Below are 16,882 nucleotides of genomic sequence, written 5' to 3' on the forward strand. Positions count from 1 at the left end.
AACGTTGAATTAAAGCGCGGAAGAGGTTTGCTCCTCGTCATCGGCGTTCCGGAAATATACTTTTCCTTCTACAAACTCTTCAATGGCCATGTTGGTAGGCTTAGGAAGACGCTCATAGTATTTAGAGATCTCAATCTGCTCGCGGTTCTCAAACACTTCCTCCAGGTTGTCCACGGTGGTGGCAAACTCGGCCAGTTTAGAGTTCAATTCCTCTTTCACCTTCACGGCAATCTGGTTCGCGCGCTTAGAGATGATGGAGATTGACTGATATACGTTACCGGTCTCAACTGCCAGGTCAGATATGTTACGCGTTACGATGGATGCTGGTACTTGGGCCATATGTCTAGTGAATTGGGTTTTACAAAAATTAACTTACTTGTTTGCCGTAGCGGCTGCCGCAGCGGCCGGGGTTTTGCTCAGTTTCTCCAGCGCTTGGCGGCTGGCGTCATAGAGGTTCTCGGCGTTACGTAAAAACTTGCTCTGCGGATAAGCGTCCACAAAGGTCTGGTACATGGTGATCACCTCGGCGTAGCGGTCGCGCTGCTTGGATTCAATACTTTCCTTCGCGTAGTTGTACTGGGCATCAATGCGCAGGAAAGCCGCCTCCTCGTTATACACCGACGACGGGTAGTTCTTCCGGAAGTTCTCCAGGGACACTACCGCCGCTTTGTAATACTGCGGATCGTAGTTGGTGAGTTTGTAGTACTGCCTGGCGTTCTCAAAGGCTTTTACCTCAATCTTGCGTGAAAGCTCGTCGTAGATCTTGTTCGCATCGGCCATGTACTTGCTCTGCGGATAGCGGCGCATGAACTCCTGCAGGGCCGCCATGGCTTGCACGGTGCTCTGCTGGTCCAGGTTCACCGACGGCGACTCATTGGTCAATGAGCGGGCGTTCATGAAAGCTGCCTCCTCTGCATACTGGCTGCGCGGGAACGTCTGCGTGAACGAGATGAAGTGAAAAGAGCTTTCCAGGTACAGGCCCTGGTGGTATTTGGTGTAGGCGTAGAGGAAGTTGGCTTTCTCGTACTCGCTGCGGCCTTTGAGCAAAGGCATGAGGTCTTCCAGCAAGGCGCCGGCTTTCTCGTACTCCTCTTTCTCGTAGTAAGAGAGCGCCGCGGCGTATTTCTTGTCTACGTCGTCGCTTTTCAGGATTTTATTGTATTGCCCACAGGCGCCCAATAGAAAGACTACGAGCACGATGGGCAAATAAGAAAGAATGCGTTTGGTCATAAGCGCGCAAAAATAACACTTTTTTTTATATGTAACAGAACGGATGGTCTTTCCATTCAGTATAGGGCCTCAATTATTTACCAAGCTCGACTTTGGCCAGAGGCTTTTTAGCTTCTTTATTCTGTTTAGGGGCCGGTTTTGCTTTTTTATCGGCTTTCTGGTCTTTCTTTGACTTTGCCGGGCCAGCCACGGGTTTAGCCGATGTGGCCTTTTTCTTAGGACCTCTTTTGGCCAGCACAAAGGCCCGGGTAGGCTTTTCATCGCTCCGCCAAATAAAACCCTTCAATCGTTTATCTGGGTCTTTGAGCTCATGCGGCGGAATGAGTTTGGCGTCTGGCTGCTCCAGGAACGTGATGTACTGCACCTTGCCTTCGTCAAACATCATGCGCATGTCACTACTCACTGCCCGGTTCATGCCCATAGTAGTGGAATCGCCCTGCAGGGCGAAGTAAAGGCTCTCAGCGTTGCCGTTCACGTCAATGCGCCTGATCTTGCCGTTGGCGAACCGCGCGATCATCCTGCGCCCCTTGACCTGGTTGTAGTTGTCCAGCGTGTCTATGGAGATGGCGAAGGAGTTGCCGTACATGTGCATCTGGTCAATGGTGTTGTTGCGCAACCGCAGAATCACGCTATCTGCGGTCATCTGGTTTTTATTGGCCCAGAGCCTTGGGTTCCGGCTCATGTAGATGGTGGAGTCCTGCTGGTCATAGGTCAAAGAATCGCAAAGACCCTGCAGGTCAGACTTGAAGATGCGCACATCGTGGTAAGCGTAGAGTTTGCCTTTCTTGGTTTTGTCTTTCACGTTCTCCACCGAAACCAGCGTATCCGCGGAGAGGTACATGGTATCGCGCTTCTCAATGGTACGCATGACCGGCGAACCGTAGACCTTGGCCCTGCCCCTCGCCCGCCAGTACAACGCCGTCTGCCCCGTGATGATGGTGGTATCTTTGATGGAGGTCATGGAGACGTTTCTGGAGGCCGTGTAGTATTCCTTCGTTTTATCGTAGGTTAACACCTCTCCTTTAATGAGGTAATCCGGGGTTTTGATGCTGGCATTACCCCTGAAGTTAGATTCCCGCGTGACGGTATTGTACGTGCCCCGGTTGGCGTACAGCGTGCCGTCCGGTGATTTGATGGTGGTAGGCCCGAAGAACTCCACCACCTTGGTCACCGTGTTGTACGACATGGTATCGCTTACCACCTCGGCATTCTGGCCAATGTATTTGATGTTCTTCTTGAACGTGAGCACCTTATCCTCGGAGGTATAGGTACCCAGCTGGCTGTTGATGGTGTAATCCGGGCCCACAATGTTTCCGACCTCGGTATAGTAGGCGCGCTTGGCGTTCAGGTCGTAGTCCAGGGAGGGTGTGGTGAGGGTCATCTGCTCATCACGCAGGGTAACATTGCCGCGCATGTTGGCGATGCGGCGGGTACCGTCATAGCTGGCCGTGGCGCTGGTGGCGTCCATGCCGGGCTGGGTGATGTGTACGTTCCCGAAAACCTCCAGCTTGTTGCGGTCGCTGGCGTACTGATAGGCTGAGTCTGAGGTAAGGGTGGTCTGACCCTGGCGCATGACCACGTTGCCCAGCAGGCGGCGCACCTCCTCGCCTTTGTAGCGGCCAGACTGCAGCGTGCTCGCCGATACCTCCACCGGCTGCCCGTTTCCTGTCGGCGCCGGAGCCGGCGTACCCTGCCCAAAAGCCAAATTAACCCAGAACAGGGAGAAAAGAGATACTAAACCTATCTTTGTGAACTTCATCAATGCCAATAAGAGAAACAAAATTACTAAAAATACCCTTCCTTTACCGATGCTCGAGAAAGTTTTACACTATATAACCTCCCACCAGCTTGCCTCCCCTGAAACCCGTATTCTGGCCGCCGTGAGCGGAGGTCTGGATTCGGTGGTCCTAGCCGATGTCCTGCACCGCCTCAAATTCCCGTTTGCGGTGCTGCACTGCAACTTTGGGCTGCGCGGTGAGGAGTCAGAGGCCGATGAGCTGTTCGTGCGCAAGTTGGCCAAACAGTATGACGCGCCTTTCTACAGCGAGCAGCTCCAGACCCAGGCCTTCGCCGAGCAGGAAGGCATCTCCATCCAGATGGCGGCCCGCACGCTACGGTACCAATGGTTTGAGCAGATGCGCCAACAACTGGGCTATGACGTCATCGCCACGGCCCACCACCAGTCCGATGCCTTGGAAACCGTTCTTCTGAACCTGGTGCGCGGCACTGGTCTGGCCGGACTTCACGGAATTCTGCCCAAAAACGGAAACCTCATCCGCCCGCTCCTGGGCCTCACCAAAGACGACCTCTACGACTGGCTAGTAGCCAAACGCCTGGCCTGGCGCGAAGATTCCAGCAACGAGAGCCGTAAGTACAACCGCAACCTGGTGCGCCATGAGGTCATTCCGGTGCTCAAGAAACTTAACCCCAACTTGGAAGAGACCTTCACCTCCACCTTGGAACGCCTGCAGGGCGCCGAGGCTGTATTTCAAGCCTCTTTTCTGGAAATGAAGGCCAAAGCGCAACGCGAGGAGAACGGAACTACTTATCTTTCTATTGCCCCCCTGCAAGTCAGTCCTGCGCCAGTAGTTCTGTTACATGAGTTTCTGAAACCACTAAATTTCTCCTACAGCCAGACGCAGGAGATAGCAGCCTCCTGGGAAGCCCAATCCGGGAAAACCTTCTCCTCCCCTACCCACGTGCTGGTAAAAGACCGCGAGGACCTGGTCATCACCCCCAAGCCGCTAGAGAAATTCGGGAGCGTGACCGTGCCCGAGGAAACCACCGAACTGCGTTTCGGGCCTTATCTGGCTAAATTCACCCGGAAATCCGCCGAGGGCTACAAGGTGCCGCGCTCCAAAGACGTAGCCGCCTTAGATGCGGACCTGGTGAAGTTTCCGCTGAAACTGCGCCCCTGGAAAGAAGGCGACTGGTTTATCCCGCTGGGCATGAACGGCAAGAAAAAAGTGAGCGACCTGCTCATCGATCGCAAAGTTCCCGCCAACCTTAAACCCGATGTCTGGGTATTAGTCTCGGACGCGTCGCTCACGTGGGTCCTGGGCCAGCAACTGGACAACCGCTTCAAGGTCACTGAGAATACCCAGGAAGTGCTGGAGATCAGCGTCAGCCGCGCTTGATTGATTGATTGATTGATTGATTGATTGATTGATTGATTATTAGGAAGTCATCAACTTAAGTTGAGTGGTTTTGAAAATTTTGCAGACAAGCCGTTTCACCGCTGTTTCTAAGAAAACGGGCCCAAAACAAACATCAACAATTAACAATCGGCAATTAAAAAGGGGAGCAGAATTTTCAGGTGCCGGCCTTTTTCCTAAATTCACCGCGTAGTCTAGTAAGTACATCAACCTAACCAAAATAAAACAGAATGAAAGTAACCGTAGTTGGAGCTGGTAACGTTGGGGCCACCTGTGCCGACGTTTTAGCGTACCGCGAAATCGCCAATGAAGTAGTGTTAGTGGATATCAAAGAAGGCTTCGCCGAAGGCAAGGCGTTAGATATCTGGCAGAAATCGCCGATTAACCTGTATGACACCCGCACTGTGGGGGTTACGAATGATTATACCCGCACCGCCAACTCAGACGTGGTGGTAATTACTTCCGGTTTGCCCCGCAAGCCCGGCATGACCCGCGATGACCTCATCAGCACCAACGCCGGTATCGTTCGTTCTGTGACCGAGAACGTGATCAAGCACTCGCCCGAGGCCATCATCATTGTGGTGTCTAACCCGCTGGACGTGATGACCTACGCCGCGCATATTACCTCCAAACTACCCCGCACCAAAGTAATGGGCATGGCCGGTATTCTGGACACGGCCCGCTACCGCGCTTTCCTGGCCGAGGAACTGAACGTCTCTCCTAAAGACATCCAAGCGGTCTTGATGGGTGGCCATGGCGATACCATGGTGCCGCTTCCGCGCTACACTACGGTTGGCGGTATTCCCGTAACTGAACTGATTGACCCCGCCAAACTGGACGCCATTGTAGACCGCACCAAGAATGGCGGTGGCGAACTGGTGAAACTGATGGGTACCTCGGCCTGGTATGCTCCGGGTTCAGCCGCTGCGCAGATGGTAGAAGCCATTGTACGCGACCAGAAACGCGTATTCCCGGTTTGTATCAAACTGGAAGGCGAATACGGCATCACTGGCACCTACCTGGGTGTACCGGTAGTGTTAGGTAAAAACGGCATCGAGAAAGTGATCGAGCTACAGTTAAACGAGGACGAGATGGCCTTGTTGAGAGCTTCTGAGAAAGCCGTGCGCGAAGTAATGGATGTGCTGGACAACATGCCCGCCAATGCCTAAGCGACTGCTTTAGGACAGCATTAAAAAATGGAAGCCCGACCAATTGGTCGGGCTTCCATTTTTTAATGCTGTCCTTTGGAAAATGACAGAGAAACAGAGCTAAATGACTCAATTCCCTCTCTTTGTCATCCTGAAAAGGATCTTGTGGGCCATCTGCAACTCAGCTGGCTATGTACAAGAAACTCATTTTGGGGTTTATTGGCTTTATCAGTTCCTCTTTGGCTTCTCTGCTCATGAGCTTCAATTCCTTTTCCCTTGCAATGGCCTGCGCTACGTTAGTGTAGCGTTCATAATACAGCAGTTGGTAGCAGTAGTACTTGCCGGCAAAGGTCTCCGGCTTTCCTCTGTTTTTTTTGTGTTGTTGCAGCCGAACTTCCAAATCATTTGTGACACCTGTATAAAGAACAGTCTTCCCAGGGTTGCTGGTGATGTAGACAAAGTAATTGTGGTCTTTCATAGCTTCGGCTTGTCTAGTTCGCCCACAAGATCCTTTCAGGATGACAGGGAGGGGATAATGGGCATAGGTTAAACCCTACTGCTTATAAACCACCCCATCCTTCATCACAAAACTCACCTGTTGCAGCAGATTGATATCCTGCAACGGATTCCCGATCACCGCCACGAAATCGGCGAACTTGCCTTTCTCAATGGTGCCCAACTTCGCAGACATGCCCAGCAGCTCAGCGGCGTGGACGGTGGCGGCTTTGATGGCTTCCATGGCGGGCATGCCGGCTTCTACCATGTACTCAAACTCCTTCGCGTTCCTGCCGTGCATGAACACCCCGGCATCGGTCCCGAAGGCGATCTTTACGCCTTTCTTGTATGCTTTCGCGAAAGTGCCCTGCAATTGTGGTCCGATGGCCAGGGCCTTGGGCGTTACCAGCGCCGGGTAGTAGCCTTTGATCTTCGCAGAATCGGCCACGGATTTACCGGCGGTGAGGGTGGGTACGTACCAGGTACCGTTCTTCTTCATCAGGTTCATGGTTTCCTCGTCCATCAGGGTGCCGTGCTCCACTGAGGTCACCCCAGCCCGTACGGCACGTTTCATGCCTTCGGCGCCGTGGGCATGCACCGCCACTTTCAGCCCTAGATCCCGGGCAGTTTCTACGATAGCCCTGATTTCTTCCTCGGTGAATTGCGGCGCAGAACCGTCTTTGGCCACGCTCAGCACACCGCCTGTGGACGCTATTTTGATCAAGTCTGCGCCGTTTTTGTATTGGTAGCGCACGGCTTTCCGGCATTCATCCGGGCCGTTGGCCACGCCCTGGGCCGGGCCCGGATCCCCCTGCAGATCGGCGCGGTAGCCATTGGTGGGGTCCATGTGGCCGCCCGTCGCCGAGATGGCTTTTCCTACCACAAACATCCGTGGACCTCTTACCAGCCCCTGGTTGATGGCGTTGCGCAGTTGCACGTTCACGCCACTGCCGCCTAGGTCCCGCACGGTGGTAAAGCCGGCCATGAGGGTTTTCTCGGCGTAGTTGATGGACCGAAACGCAATAGTGCCCTGGTTCAGGGAAAGCGCCTCGGCGTAGGCAGTAGGGCTGGTTTCACTTTCAAAATGCACGTGCATGTCCATGAAGCCCGGCATCACGGTTCTGTTTTTCAGGTCGATAATTTTGGCCCCGGCGCTCGGAGAGGTGTAGCCTTTCTCCACGCCTACAATCTGGTTTCCGTCAATGATGACGGTCATCTCGGTCTGGGGTTGATCTTTGAGGCCGTCAATGAGTTGGCCACAGTGCAGGTAGGTTCTTTGGGCCAAGGCCGCCGATCCGGAGAAAGCCACCAACGCCGCGGTAGCCAGAGAGTAAAAGTATTTCTTCATAAGGGATGGGTTGAGCAAATTAGTTTGGGCACACAAAATAGTAAAAATCCGCTGATCCGGCTGGTTCTGCCGAAAACCTGTTTTAAGGCCGTTTTTCTGAAAACGACCTTAAAACAGGATGGCTTTCCTGTTATATTTTCCCGCAACCAACGACTAATGGATTAAACAGCATTTGTTCTTAATAATGAGTAAATTAAGGCAGTAATCAGAGAAAAAAGATGGGCTTAGAATTGTGGTGGTTGTGGCTTATGGCGGGCATCCTGCTGCTGGTAGCGGAGATGCTGACAGGTACGTTCTACCTGCTCTGGCTGGGCCTCGCTGCCCTGGTGGCCGCCGCACTTTCTTATTTGTTTCCCGAGAACCTGTGGCTTCCGCCCGTGGCTGCCAGCGTCTCGGGGTTGCTCCTGACCCTGCTCTCAAAGCCTCTCACCGCAAGGGCCCGACTGGCCCGCGGTTTCCAGGACCCAGCCCACGATCTGGTGAACAGACAAGGTGAGGTTGTGGAGGCGCTGATTCCCGGAAAACTGGGTATTGTGCGGGTGGGGAACGAAACCTGGTCGGCGAAGGCGCCCGAAGAACTTGCCCCGGGTCAGCGGATACTGGTGGTGCACCAGAGCAGCACGGTTCTCCAGGTGGTTCCTATCAAGTAAATCTCCAATGGATATTCATTCTTCAGATAAACTCACTCACTTCTAATGCGATGACTACTTCCCTCATTATCCTTGCCGCCGTGATTGTGCTCATTGCCCTCTCCGTGCGGATTATCCAGCAACAGCGGGTGGCCGTAGTGGAACGCCTGGGCAAGTTCCAGCGCATCATGCAACCCGGCCTGAACCTGTTCATCCCCATTGTGGACCGGGTGCGCGTGTACCACGACCTGCGCATCCAGCAGACGAACGTGCCGCCGCAGAGCGTGATCACCCGCGACAACGTGCAGGTCCTGATTGACACCATCGTGTTTTATCAGGTGGTGGGCCCCGAGCAGGCCACCTACGGCATCTCTGATTACGTGCTGGGCGTGCGCAACATCACCACCGCTACCATGCGGCAGATCATAGGTAACCTGGAACTGGACGAGACCTTATCGGGCCGGGAGCGGATCTCCGCCGAGATCAGGACGGCACTGGACGAAGCCACCGAGAAATGGGGCGTGCGGATTGAGCGCGTGGAGGTCATTGATATAAAACCGCCCATAGACATTCAGGAAGCCATGGACAAGCAGATGAAAGCCGAGCGGAACCGCCGCGCCATCATCCTGGAGGCCGAGGCTGCCAAACAGGACACAATCCTCCGCGCAGAGGGTGACCGGGCCAGCAAGATCCTGCGGGCCGAGGGCGAGCGCGCCGCCCGCGAACTGGATGCCCTGGGCCAGGCCAAAGCCATCTCTGACATAGCGGAGGCCGAAAAATCCCGCATCCGGTTGCTGATTGAGGCTGGCCTGGATGAGCGGGTCCTTACTTACCGGTCCTTCGAAGCGCTGGAAAAACTAGCCATGGGCCCCGCCAACAAGATTTTCTTACCTACTACTGCCGTAGAAACCCTGGGCAACATTGGCGCCATAGGAGACATGCTCAAAAGCAGCCGAGACAAGGTAGATTCGGGGCTGGTTTCCTCAAAACCGGCCCAAAACGGGAATAAGGTTTCTTAAGAGAAAGTGAGCATGTAAAAAGAAGGCCTCGCAGTTAAGATCTGCGAGGCCTTCTTTTTTGAATTCACGAGTAACAGTCATCGGCGAAGCTCATAATTCTGAAAGTTTAACATTCATACTCATGCATTCCGTCCCCCTTTGAAGGGGGGTAGGGGGATGACAAGGCCGTGTCAAGAACCGATAGCTGGTGGCAATAGCAAGGGCAACCACGAGGGATTGCCCCTACATTTTCGGGAATGCCATGACCAGCAGGAGTTATCATCCCAGGCCTTCAAAGGGGGACGATATGCGTCAAAGCCAATTAGAATTCATCAGGCCTAAAACAGAAAGATAGTTTTCTGTTTTAGGCCTGATTTAATAAAAACAGCCTTAAAACGCATCACCAGCCACTACACCTTACTTCTGGCTGGCTTTGAAGAGTTTCTGCTTTTCTTCCTTGGTAAGACTCTCATACCCAGAGACGGAGATCTTGTCCAGGATCTGGTCTATTTCCAGTTGTGAGGGATTACCGGGGATGTTGGAGGTGCCGGTCATGGAAGAAGAAGCCGAGGTGGTGTACGGGCGATTTGGATTCTTGTAGGCTACTTTCAACGGGGAGCGGCGCTGGAAAATACCTCTAAAAAAGCCCAGGAACGCCTGCAACGGCCGGCCCAAATCTGAGCCACTTTGCAGTTGGCGCACGTAAAAAAAGCCAAGGATAGCCCCGCCCAGGTGAGCGATGTTGCCGCCCGCGTTTCCGCCGGTGGCGCCAGAGATGGAGAGCAGTACCATGACCAGGGCAATGTACTTGATCCGAATGGGCCCGATGAGGATGAGGTTGAAGGTGTAGTTGGGCAACAAGGTAGCGGCCGCCACCATAATGGCGATCACACTACCCGAGGCACCCATCATGAAAGACCCCTCGGCGCGCAGCTGCAGGTACGGAATGGTGTTGTAGCTGATGAGGTAAATCAGGCCGCCGGCCAAGCCGCCCAGCACGTAGAGGTTCACCAACCGTTTATCGCCCAGGTACTCTCTTATCAGCATACCAAACCAGTACAGGTTGAGCATGTTGAACAGAATATGGAAGAACTCCAGGTGGGTGAAGAAGTAGGTGATGATGGTCCAGAACCTGAACGCGAAAAGCTGCAGGTTGGAGGGCATGCTCAGGAAGGTCATCAGGTAGGCAAACATGCCCCCAGACCCGCTCAGCGTCATAACCGTGCGCAGGATAATGAGCACCGCAAACACCACCACATTGATGAAAATGAGCTGGTGCAGGGCATTGTTCCCCTTGGTGAACGCCGATCTTATATCGTCAAAAATACTGGTCATAGTTTAGTAAAAGTTGTTGCGTTGTCGTTCCCAAAGTTTCAGTAAGATATACGCAAAAAGCATCCCTCCCAAATGTGCATAATGCGCCACATTGTCGCCGGGAGCCCGGTTTAATCCCGAATATAATTCAAAAGCGCCGTACATAAGTACGAAGTATTTGGCTTTGATTGGCACCGGGAAAAACAGCAGCATGAGCTCAGTGTTGGGGAACAGCATTCCAAAAGCCATCAGAATCCCGAACACCGCCCCCGAGGCGCCCAGCATGGAGCTGTCTACCACCACTTCAGACATACGGGAAGCCAGAGATTTGGCCTGCATGATCATCTGGGCATCTGTTGGATTACGGTTAAAATCAATCAAAAACCCTTCCAATGACCTCACATTAGCGCCACCCTTCTCCAGGAGGTTTCTGAAATCTATCGGGTCTGGGTTCTGCATAAAGGCCGCAGCACCGTCCAGCACCTGGGTGATCTCATAATGATGCACCAGGGAATACATCAGACTCGCGCCCAAACCTGTGATGAGGTAAAAGGTGAGAAACCGCATCTCCCCCCAGTACCGCTCCAGCATGGGCCCGAAGATAAACAAGCTGAACATGTTGCTGAACAGGTGGCCCAGGTTTCCGTGCATGAACATATGGGTCACAAACTGGTACGGCCGGAAAGCGTCTGAACGGATATCGTGCAAGGCAAACATTTCCTTTGGGAACAACCTGTCGCTTAAGAAGAACATCAGCACGTTCAAAATAAGCAGGTTACGCACCATGGGCGTGATGGGTGGCATAGAAGGACGTTAAGTAAATATACAGTTTAAAGGAAACGAAAAAGCCGGGCAAAACCATACGGCCTAACCTTTTCTCCTTTGGTAACAGGTCATGAAAGTAAAGGTTCTGCTTTCAACAGTACGGCAGAAAGCCCCCTTATGGTATCCAGACCCTCCTAAAAAATCTGCAACCCGCTCATTTCCTTCCGTTTGATCTATCAGGCGATAATTAGCCCCGCAGAAACAGGTCCTGGAGTTGCTCAGTCTGCAGAATCACCAGCGTTTTCTGGCCACCAGGCGTGTAGTTGGGCATCTGGCACCCGAACAACCGGTCCACCAGCGCGTTCATCTCCTGGTCGCTCAAACGGCCGGTGAGGCGCGAAGCCACCCGTTTGGCCATGGCGCGGGCCAGGTTCTCCTGCCGGTCTACCTTCAAAGCCGATAGGTTGTTCTTATACTGCTCCAGCAATCCTTCAATGAGTTCTTTCTCGTCGCGCAGCGGAATCTCCGCCGGAATACCGTTCACCACCAGTGTGTTGTTCCCGAAATCATTGAACACGAAGCCCAGTGCCGTGAACTCCTCAGACAACTCCATCACCAAAGAGAAATCGGCGGGCGAGAGTTGCAGAGTCTGCGGAAAGAGCAGTTGCTGCGAGGCCCCGGTGCGTTTACCCAGGGCCTGGCTGTATTTCTCGTACAGAATCCGTTCCTGGGCCGCCTGCTGGTCCACCACCATCAAGCCCGATTTCACCTGCACCATAAGGTATTTCTGGTGTACCTGCAGGGTCTTGGAGCCGCCCGTCATGCTGTTTTTGGCCGGCGTGAAAGAATCCTCCTCCTCGGGGAAAAGGGTCGTGTCCTCAGAAGTGGCCCGTGAGACCTCGCGAGTAGGGGTAAAATCTGAATAGCTGTCGTCTCTCCCACCGCCGCCCGAAGCCCGGGAAGGAAACGTGGTAGGCTGGCTTGTCCTGGCCGATGCCCTTGGCGCCAGTGCGGGAGCGGTCTCAAAGTCCATGGAAGCCGGGAATTTCATGGGCTGCAGCGGCATGTAGTTCACGTCGGCGCCAAAATCCAAAGACGGAGCGATGTTGTGCAGGCCCAGGCTCTGCTTCACGGCCGCGCGCACAATGGCGTACACCGTTTTCTCGTCCTCAAACTTGATCTCGGTTTTGGTGGGGTGCACGTTGATGTCTATCGTTTCCGGCGCGATTTCCAAAAAAAGCACGTAAAACGGGAAACTGTCCTTGGGCAGCAGGCCCTCAAAGGCGGTGAGCACCGCGTGGTTAAGGTACTGGCTCTTGATGTAGCGGTTGTTCACGAAGAAAAACTGCTCGCCGCGGCTCTTCTTGGCAAACTCGGGTTTGCCGATGTAGCCTTTCACTGTGAGGAAGGGTGTAGTCTCCTCGCAGGCGGCCATCTGCTCTTTGTACTCCTTCCCGAAAATGCTCACAATACGCTGGCTCAGCTTGCCGGCGGGCAGGTTCATGACCTCCACCTCGTTCTGGTACAGGGCAAAGGCGATCTCGGGGTTGGCTAGGGCGACGCGCTGGAACTCATCCAGGATGTGGCGCATTTCAACCGGGTTAGTCTTCAGGAAGTTGCGGCGGGCGGGCACGTTGAAGAACAGGTTCTTCACGCTTACCACCGTTCCCTCGGCCATGGCCACCGGCTCCTGCTTGATCACCTCGTTGCCCTCAATGGTGAGGCAGGTGCCCAGTTCAGCGCCACGGGCGCGGGTTTTCAGCTCCACCTGCGCCACCGCGGCAATAGAGGCCATGGCCTCACCACGGAAGCCCATAGTCCGGATGCGGAACAGGTCTTCGGTGGTTTTGATTTTAGACGTAGCGTGGCGTTCGAAGCACATGCGGGCGTCGGTCTCGGTCATGCCTACACCATCGTCCACCACCTGAATGAGCTGCTTGCCCGCGTCTTTGATGATCAGGGTTACGCTACTGCTGCGCGCGTCTACGCTATTCTCCAACAACTCCTTTACCACCGAGGCCGGGCGCTGCACCACCTCGCCGGCGGCGATTTGGTTGGCCAGGTACTCGGGTAGTAGCCGGATGATATCTCCCATATAGAATTTGTCCTTAAAGCCTTCAAGCGTAAAGTTTACGCCTTTTCCGGTGCGCGCATTTAAACGTGCATCCTCTCACCGCAGCATACCTTTATCAACTTCGCTAAGAATTAGCATTGATAGGATGTAAGCAAAACTGACAGCGGGTTGTTTCCCCAAATAGGCACAATCACTTATATGGGCTGCGAAACTCAAAGCATGTAGCAAGCACCTTACCATCAATGGGCTCAGGCAGACTGCGGGAAGGCGAAGTTCGGCAATGATGGTACAAAAGACAAATTCGCTTTAGACAATAATAACTATGCAACAAGAACATTCTTCTGGATTTAGAATAGGGTTCTTCAATTTAGTATCTATAGCAAATCCAACGCTTACACTCTTCAAGAAACCTTAAGAAAACTACTTATTGCAAATACAAACACAAGGAAAAACGAATAAAGAAACACATAGCTACCTTTCAAGGGGCTACAATGGCAGGTTTACCCACACTATAGCCCCTGATAGGTTTCGCAAAACATTCCTTGCTAGCTCGTGCCTTTAACTATTATAACAGACCTTTTCACCTAATGCCGCAAAATCAGACCTCTTCCTGTTCGTTCCACTCCTGGAAATGGTACATGATGTTCCATATCTGACCATAAACCCCATACTTATCACCTTGAGCAGGTGTTTCCGCAATCATATCTTTGAAATTATTATAATCAATAGAGTCGGCTAGGGCCTGAAACACCAAAGGAATTTCCTGAGCTATCAGGATCACTCTGTAACGATAGTCTGCCTCGGGCCATACCTGTATTGGTTCTGCAAGATTCACAGCCGCCATTAGCTGTTCAAGATCCTGTCTTACCCGGGCTCTTACATGAAACCCATCTTTTTTTGCGACAATAGAGAAGAACCCGAATTTTGAAGCTATCCACATAGTTTATAGAGATTGATTGATTTACGTATAAAAAAGGAACCAAAGACGAAGCCCTAAAAGCTTTTGATTTCAGACTGAGTAACACCATCATAGATCATGTACTGCCATTCTACCTGCTCATTGCCCTTTACTAGTGGCAACAAAACCAGGTACTCGTCTTGTGCCCTTTCTGCGACTTTGCTCAATCTTTGCTCTATAATTTCCTTGTATTGCTCCTGCTCCGCTCTCTCCAAAACAGGCAGCACCAACACCTTTAGCTCCCCCTCTGCTTTAATCAGTTTTGATAATACCCGCTTCAATTCGGCTTTGTCATGCGCGCTTGCAACCTGCAGCACCTCCACGTCTTCAAGGGCCTGCCGAACTGCTCCTGCCTCGTCATTGTGGTGCACTTGCTCGGGTTCCAACGCATAACCAGTTAAATTAAAGTTTGAGAAATAGTCAGTGGCAGCAATGTCTAATTTTTCACGAAGGCAATACACCAACAGCGTCTGCCCAATCACCTGGTAGTTGTTGAAGTACAAAAGGTAATCTAGCCAATCACTATTCCCTTTTTCATATTTCTGAAGCGCCGCACGAACAATGCCGCTCTCCAAAGCGACCTCGCTGAAGCTCTTCCACATCTCTAAGAATCTAAATGCGTTTACCTGTGTTGTAATACTTTTTTCCATTTCCATTAACAGTTTGTAAGTTGAAACTAATCCTTCTAGTGCTATCGCTTTGGCCTCTTAACCTTAATCTTAATTTTAATCATGGTACATGCAGTAAATTTCATCTGGGATTTACAAAGGCTATGCCAGCAGCAAAAAAGCTTATAACAACCGAAAAAGAGCACATCATTCTTCAATTTTAAACAGCATATATCAATTATTGACACAAACTCTTCATCCTAGATAGGTTGGCTAAGAAGATAATTCCTTCGCGAAGTACAACCCCAGTCAATTAAGAAAGATGAGGCTAAGATTGCTTATTTCACTTCCACAAATATCCTACACCGCTTAGCTTGATTAAACCTTAAACCGAAATAGAAGCACAATAAATCTTCCCTTCTAAGAGAACTTTTCAAAGCATTAGCTTTAATTTTCCCCTTCATTTTCTAGCAGCTCTTGATACAATAAATCTTAAATTGCCAGCTTTCCTCGCTATGATATCCTCTTTCCAATTAATCTTATTAAAATGATTTCAAAAAAATCATTTACAATTCAGGCAGTTACAAAAATTCAGATTAACCATATATCACCTTTTAGAATAGATTCCATATAATTGGCATCTTTCATGCAATCAACCCAACTATTATCACCTATTAACTACACTATGCTTTAAGATAACCTGCTCAAAGATTTAGCTATTACCCATTCCCAATAACCATTACTGAGGTCAGTAACCGGGAGTGGTATGTTAAATCTTTACTAAAATTTAAATGAGCAGAGAAAACTACCTCAACAAAAAGCCCGTCCGGACAAACCGCTTCCTGTACCATGTCACCCCTTTTGACACCAGAGATGCCATAGACCGCTTGGGCATCCTTTCCCGAAATGACATCGGCTATGGTCCAAAATTTGGCTATCCTCCAGCCGTTTTCGCCAACAACACTTTTGTTGATGAATACTATATCTGGTGGCCTATTGTAGACTATTACATTGATTACCTGTTCTCAGGCAAAGATCCAGATCAACTGCTCTGGGAGTATGATGTCTGGGAGATTGACACCAAAATAGCCAATACCAAGTGGTACGAAGACCCAGGAACCGGTTCAAACAACAGTTCCGTCTACGCTTTGGATGACATTCCCCGCGAAGCCATCAGGCTGGTCCGGTTGGAAGGGGCTGAAAGAAGAATTCGCTACAGCGATGGCGTGGCATCTACTTACATCTGGAGCGGCATTACCACAGTACTTCCCCGCCGGCCCAGGTACCTGCTACCCTGTGTCAGATAACATCCTAGCTTCCGGCAGGCATGCTCCCCTGCCGGAGCTTTCTCTACTAATTGCTTAAAGCATTATTATATACTTTTATGAAACAACTAATTCTACATATCCCCCATGCCTCTACTAATATCCCCTTTAAAGAAGGCTATATTGTCAATGATGAAGTTTTGAATGCAGAAATGCTAAAACTGACCGATTGGTACACCGATGATCTGTTCCACTCAGAAACAGACATTTCCATTATGGCTAACTTCTCCAGGATTTTCTGTGACCCTGAGCGGTTCTCTAATGATGAGCAGGAAGTAATGTCAAAGGTGGGCATGGGAGTGCTTTATGAGAAAAGTGATAATGGGCAGATCATCAGAAAAGTTACCCTAGAACTAAGAGAAAAGATATTGAACCAGTATTACTGGAAACACCACAAACAGCTAGGCGCCGCAGTTAAAAGCCAGCTTGAGATGTATGGCCAAGCTTTGATCTTAGATTGCCATTCTTACCCAAACAAGCCTTTGTTGAGAGATTTACATCAGGAAGCAGGCCGGCCGGATTTCAACATTGGTACAGACCCATATCATACTCCACAATCCTTAATTGATATTTCAATAGAGTACTTCAAAAGCAAAGGCTATTCGCTTGGGGTTGATTGGCCCTACAAAGGTTCGATTGTGCCTATGGAATATTACAGAATGGACAAAAGAGTTCAGACGATTATGTTAGAAGTAAACAGAAAGCTTTATTTAGATGAACTTACTAAGGAAAAGTCTGAACAATATACAAGGATAAGGGAAATCATAAAGGCATACCTACAGAATTTAAAGAAACTTTAGGCAATTGAACAGCAAATCTGATTACAGCTTAAAAA

Annotated in this window: 16 protein-coding genes; 6 read left to right on the forward strand and 10 right to left on the reverse strand. The window is 51.1% G+C overall.

The features are described from left to right. Positions 1-9: 9 nt before the first annotated feature. The 3 genes from J3P34_RS06470 to J3P34_RS06480 form a co-directional block, all read right to left on the reverse strand. A complete protein-coding gene (locus tag J3P34_RS06470; RefSeq protein ID WP_210463830.1) occupies positions 10-339 on the reverse strand; it encodes a DNA-directed RNA polymerase subunit omega in 330 nt (109 codons plus the stop codon). A 33-nt stretch (positions 340-372) separates the two neighbouring features. Further along, positions 373-1,230, reverse strand: coding sequence for an outer membrane protein assembly factor BamD (locus J3P34_RS06475; RefSeq protein WP_210487226.1), 858 nt, complete (start codon positions 1,228-1,230; stop codon positions 373-375). Positions 1,231-1,303: 73 nt separating this feature from the next. Continuing rightward, the gene (locus tag J3P34_RS06480; RefSeq protein WP_210487228.1) at positions 1,304-2,989 is read right to left on the reverse strand and encodes an OstA-like protein; all 1,686 of its coding nucleotides are present in this window, start codon (positions 2,987-2,989) and stop codon (positions 1,304-1,306) included. Positions 2,990-3,038: 49 nt separating this feature from the next. On the opposite strand from J3P34_RS06480, the gene tilS reads away from it, so the two are divergent. Both tilS and mdh read left to right on the forward strand, forming a co-directional pair. Further along, positions 3,039-4,367 carry a tRNA lysidine(34) synthetase TilS gene (gene tilS / locus J3P34_RS06485; protein WP_210487230.1) on the forward strand — a complete coding sequence of 443 codons (1,329 nt, stop codon included), beginning with the start codon at positions 3,039-3,041 and terminating at the stop codon, positions 4,365-4,367. A gap of 248 nt (positions 4,368-4,615) precedes the next feature. Beyond that, a complete protein-coding gene (gene mdh, locus J3P34_RS06490) occupies positions 4,616-5,554 on the forward strand; it encodes a malate dehydrogenase (protein WP_210463826.1) in 939 nt (312 codons plus the stop codon). Between the two features lie 160 nt (positions 5,555-5,714). On the opposite strand, the gene J3P34_RS06495 is transcribed toward mdh, so the two are convergent. Both J3P34_RS06495 and J3P34_RS06500 read right to left on the reverse strand, forming a co-directional pair. Continuing rightward, positions 5,715-6,011: a GIY-YIG nuclease family protein gene (locus J3P34_RS06495; RefSeq protein ID WP_210487232.1), complete on the reverse strand. Its 297-nt coding sequence runs from the start codon at positions 6,009-6,011 to the stop codon at positions 5,715-5,717. 75 nt (positions 6,012-6,086) lie between these two features. Continuing rightward, positions 6,087-7,376 (reverse strand): metal-dependent hydrolase family protein, encoded by a 1,290-nt coding sequence (locus J3P34_RS06500; RefSeq protein WP_210487234.1) that lies wholly within the window; start codon positions 7,374-7,376, stop codon positions 6,087-6,089. 218 nt (positions 7,377-7,594) lie between these two features. On the opposite strand from J3P34_RS06500, the gene J3P34_RS06505 reads away from it, so the two are divergent. Then, a complete protein-coding gene (locus tag J3P34_RS06505; protein ID WP_210487236.1) occupies positions 7,595-8,026 on the forward strand; it encodes an NfeD family protein in 432 nt (143 codons plus the stop codon). A 50-nt stretch (positions 8,027-8,076) separates the two neighbouring features. Further along, positions 8,077-9,024, forward strand: coding sequence for an SPFH domain-containing protein (locus tag J3P34_RS06510; protein ID WP_210463823.1), 948 nt, complete (start codon positions 8,077-8,079; stop codon positions 9,022-9,024). 396 nt (positions 9,025-9,420) lie between these two features. On the opposite strand, the gene J3P34_RS06515 is transcribed toward J3P34_RS06510, so the two are convergent. The 5 genes from J3P34_RS06515 to J3P34_RS06535 form a co-directional block, all read right to left on the reverse strand. Beyond that, the gene (locus J3P34_RS06515; RefSeq protein WP_210487238.1) at positions 9,421-10,338 is read right to left on the reverse strand and encodes a rhomboid family intramembrane serine protease; all 918 of its coding nucleotides are present in this window, start codon (positions 10,336-10,338) and stop codon (positions 9,421-9,423) included. A gap of 3 nt (positions 10,339-10,341) precedes the next feature. Then, the gene (locus J3P34_RS06520) at positions 10,342-11,121 is read right to left on the reverse strand and encodes a rhomboid family intramembrane serine protease (RefSeq protein ID WP_210487240.1); all 780 of its coding nucleotides are present in this window, start codon (positions 11,119-11,121) and stop codon (positions 10,342-10,344) included. 208 nt (positions 11,122-11,329) lie between these two features. Continuing rightward, positions 11,330-13,177 (reverse strand): DNA mismatch repair endonuclease MutL, encoded by a 1,848-nt coding sequence (gene mutL, locus J3P34_RS06525; RefSeq protein ID WP_210487242.1) that lies wholly within the window; start codon positions 13,175-13,177, stop codon positions 11,330-11,332. Between the two features lie 577 nt (positions 13,178-13,754). Beyond that, positions 13,755-14,096, reverse strand: a complete 342-nt coding sequence (locus J3P34_RS06530; RefSeq protein ID WP_210487244.1) for a hypothetical protein — start codon at positions 14,094-14,096, stop codon at positions 13,755-13,757. A gap of 53 nt (positions 14,097-14,149) precedes the next feature. Beyond that, positions 14,150-14,764 carry a hypothetical protein gene (locus J3P34_RS06535; protein WP_210487246.1) on the reverse strand — a complete coding sequence of 205 codons (615 nt, stop codon included), beginning with the start codon at positions 14,762-14,764 and terminating at the stop codon, positions 14,150-14,152. A 749-nt stretch (positions 14,765-15,513) separates the two neighbouring features. Between J3P34_RS06535 and J3P34_RS06540 the strand changes: the two genes are divergently transcribed. Both J3P34_RS06540 and J3P34_RS06545 read left to right on the forward strand, forming a co-directional pair. Then, positions 15,514-16,029: a hypothetical protein gene (locus J3P34_RS06540; protein ID WP_210487248.1), complete on the forward strand. Its 516-nt coding sequence runs from the start codon at positions 15,514-15,516 to the stop codon at positions 16,027-16,029. Positions 16,030-16,106: 77 nt separating this feature from the next. Beyond that, positions 16,107-16,847 carry an N-formylglutamate amidohydrolase gene (locus J3P34_RS06545; RefSeq protein ID WP_210487250.1) on the forward strand — a complete coding sequence of 247 codons (741 nt, stop codon included), beginning with the start codon at positions 16,107-16,109 and terminating at the stop codon, positions 16,845-16,847. Positions 16,848-16,882 lie beyond the last annotated feature (35 nt).

It is taken from the genome of Rufibacter aurantiacus, assembly GCF_017916345.1.
Lineage (GTDB): Bacteria > Bacteroidota > Bacteroidia > Cytophagales > Hymenobacteraceae > Nibribacter > Nibribacter roseolus.

Bases quoted from the DNA above. Each gene is read 5' to 3' on its own strand.
- mdh (WP_210463826.1), top strand. From the start codon at position 4,616: ATGAAAGTAACCGTAGTTGGAGCTGGTAACGTTGGGGCCACCTGTGCC.
- J3P34_RS06495 (WP_210487232.1), bottom strand. From the start codon at position 6,011: ATGAAAGACCACAATTACTTTGTCTACATCACCAGCAACCCTGGGAAG.
- J3P34_RS06530 (WP_210487244.1), bottom strand. From the start codon at position 14,096: ATGTGGATAGCTTCAAAATTCGGGTTCTTCTCTATTGTCGCAAAAAAA.
- J3P34_RS06480 (WP_210487228.1), bottom strand. From the start codon at position 2,989: ATGAAGTTCACAAAGATAGGTTTAGTATCTCTTTTCTCCCTGTTCTGG.
- J3P34_RS06540 (WP_210487248.1), top strand. From the start codon at position 15,514: ATGAGCAGAGAAAACTACCTCAACAAAAAGCCCGTCCGGACAAACCGC.
- J3P34_RS06545 (WP_210487250.1), top strand. From the start codon at position 16,107: ATGAAACAACTAATTCTACATATCCCCCATGCCTCTACTAATATCCCC.
- J3P34_RS06475 (WP_210487226.1), bottom strand. From the start codon at position 1,230: ATGACCAAACGCATTCTTTCTTATTTGCCCATCGTGCTCGTAGTCTTT.
- J3P34_RS06505 (WP_210487236.1), top strand. From the start codon at position 7,595: ATGGGCTTAGAATTGTGGTGGTTGTGGCTTATGGCGGGCATCCTGCTG.
- J3P34_RS06470 (WP_210463830.1), bottom strand. From the start codon at position 339: ATGGCCCAAGTACCAGCATCCATCGTAACGCGTAACATATCTGACCTG.
- J3P34_RS06515 (WP_210487238.1), bottom strand. From the start codon at position 10,338: ATGACCAGTATTTTTGACGATATAAGATCGGCGTTCACCAAGGGGAAC.
- J3P34_RS06535 (WP_210487246.1), bottom strand. From the start codon at position 14,764: ATGGAAAAAAGTATTACAACACAGGTAAACGCATTTAGATTCTTAGAG.
- J3P34_RS06510 (WP_210463823.1), top strand. From the start codon at position 8,077: ATGACTACTTCCCTCATTATCCTTGCCGCCGTGATTGTGCTCATTGCC.
- tilS (WP_210487230.1), top strand. From the start codon at position 3,039: ATGCTCGAGAAAGTTTTACACTATATAACCTCCCACCAGCTTGCCTCC.
- J3P34_RS06520 (WP_210487240.1), bottom strand. From the start codon at position 11,121: ATGCCACCCATCACGCCCATGGTGCGTAACCTGCTTATTTTGAACGTG.
- J3P34_RS06500 (WP_210487234.1), bottom strand. From the start codon at position 7,376: ATGAAGAAATACTTTTACTCTCTGGCTACCGCGGCGTTGGTGGCTTTC.
- mutL (WP_210487242.1), bottom strand. From the start codon at position 13,177: ATGGGAGATATCATCCGGCTACTACCCGAGTACCTGGCCAACCAAATC.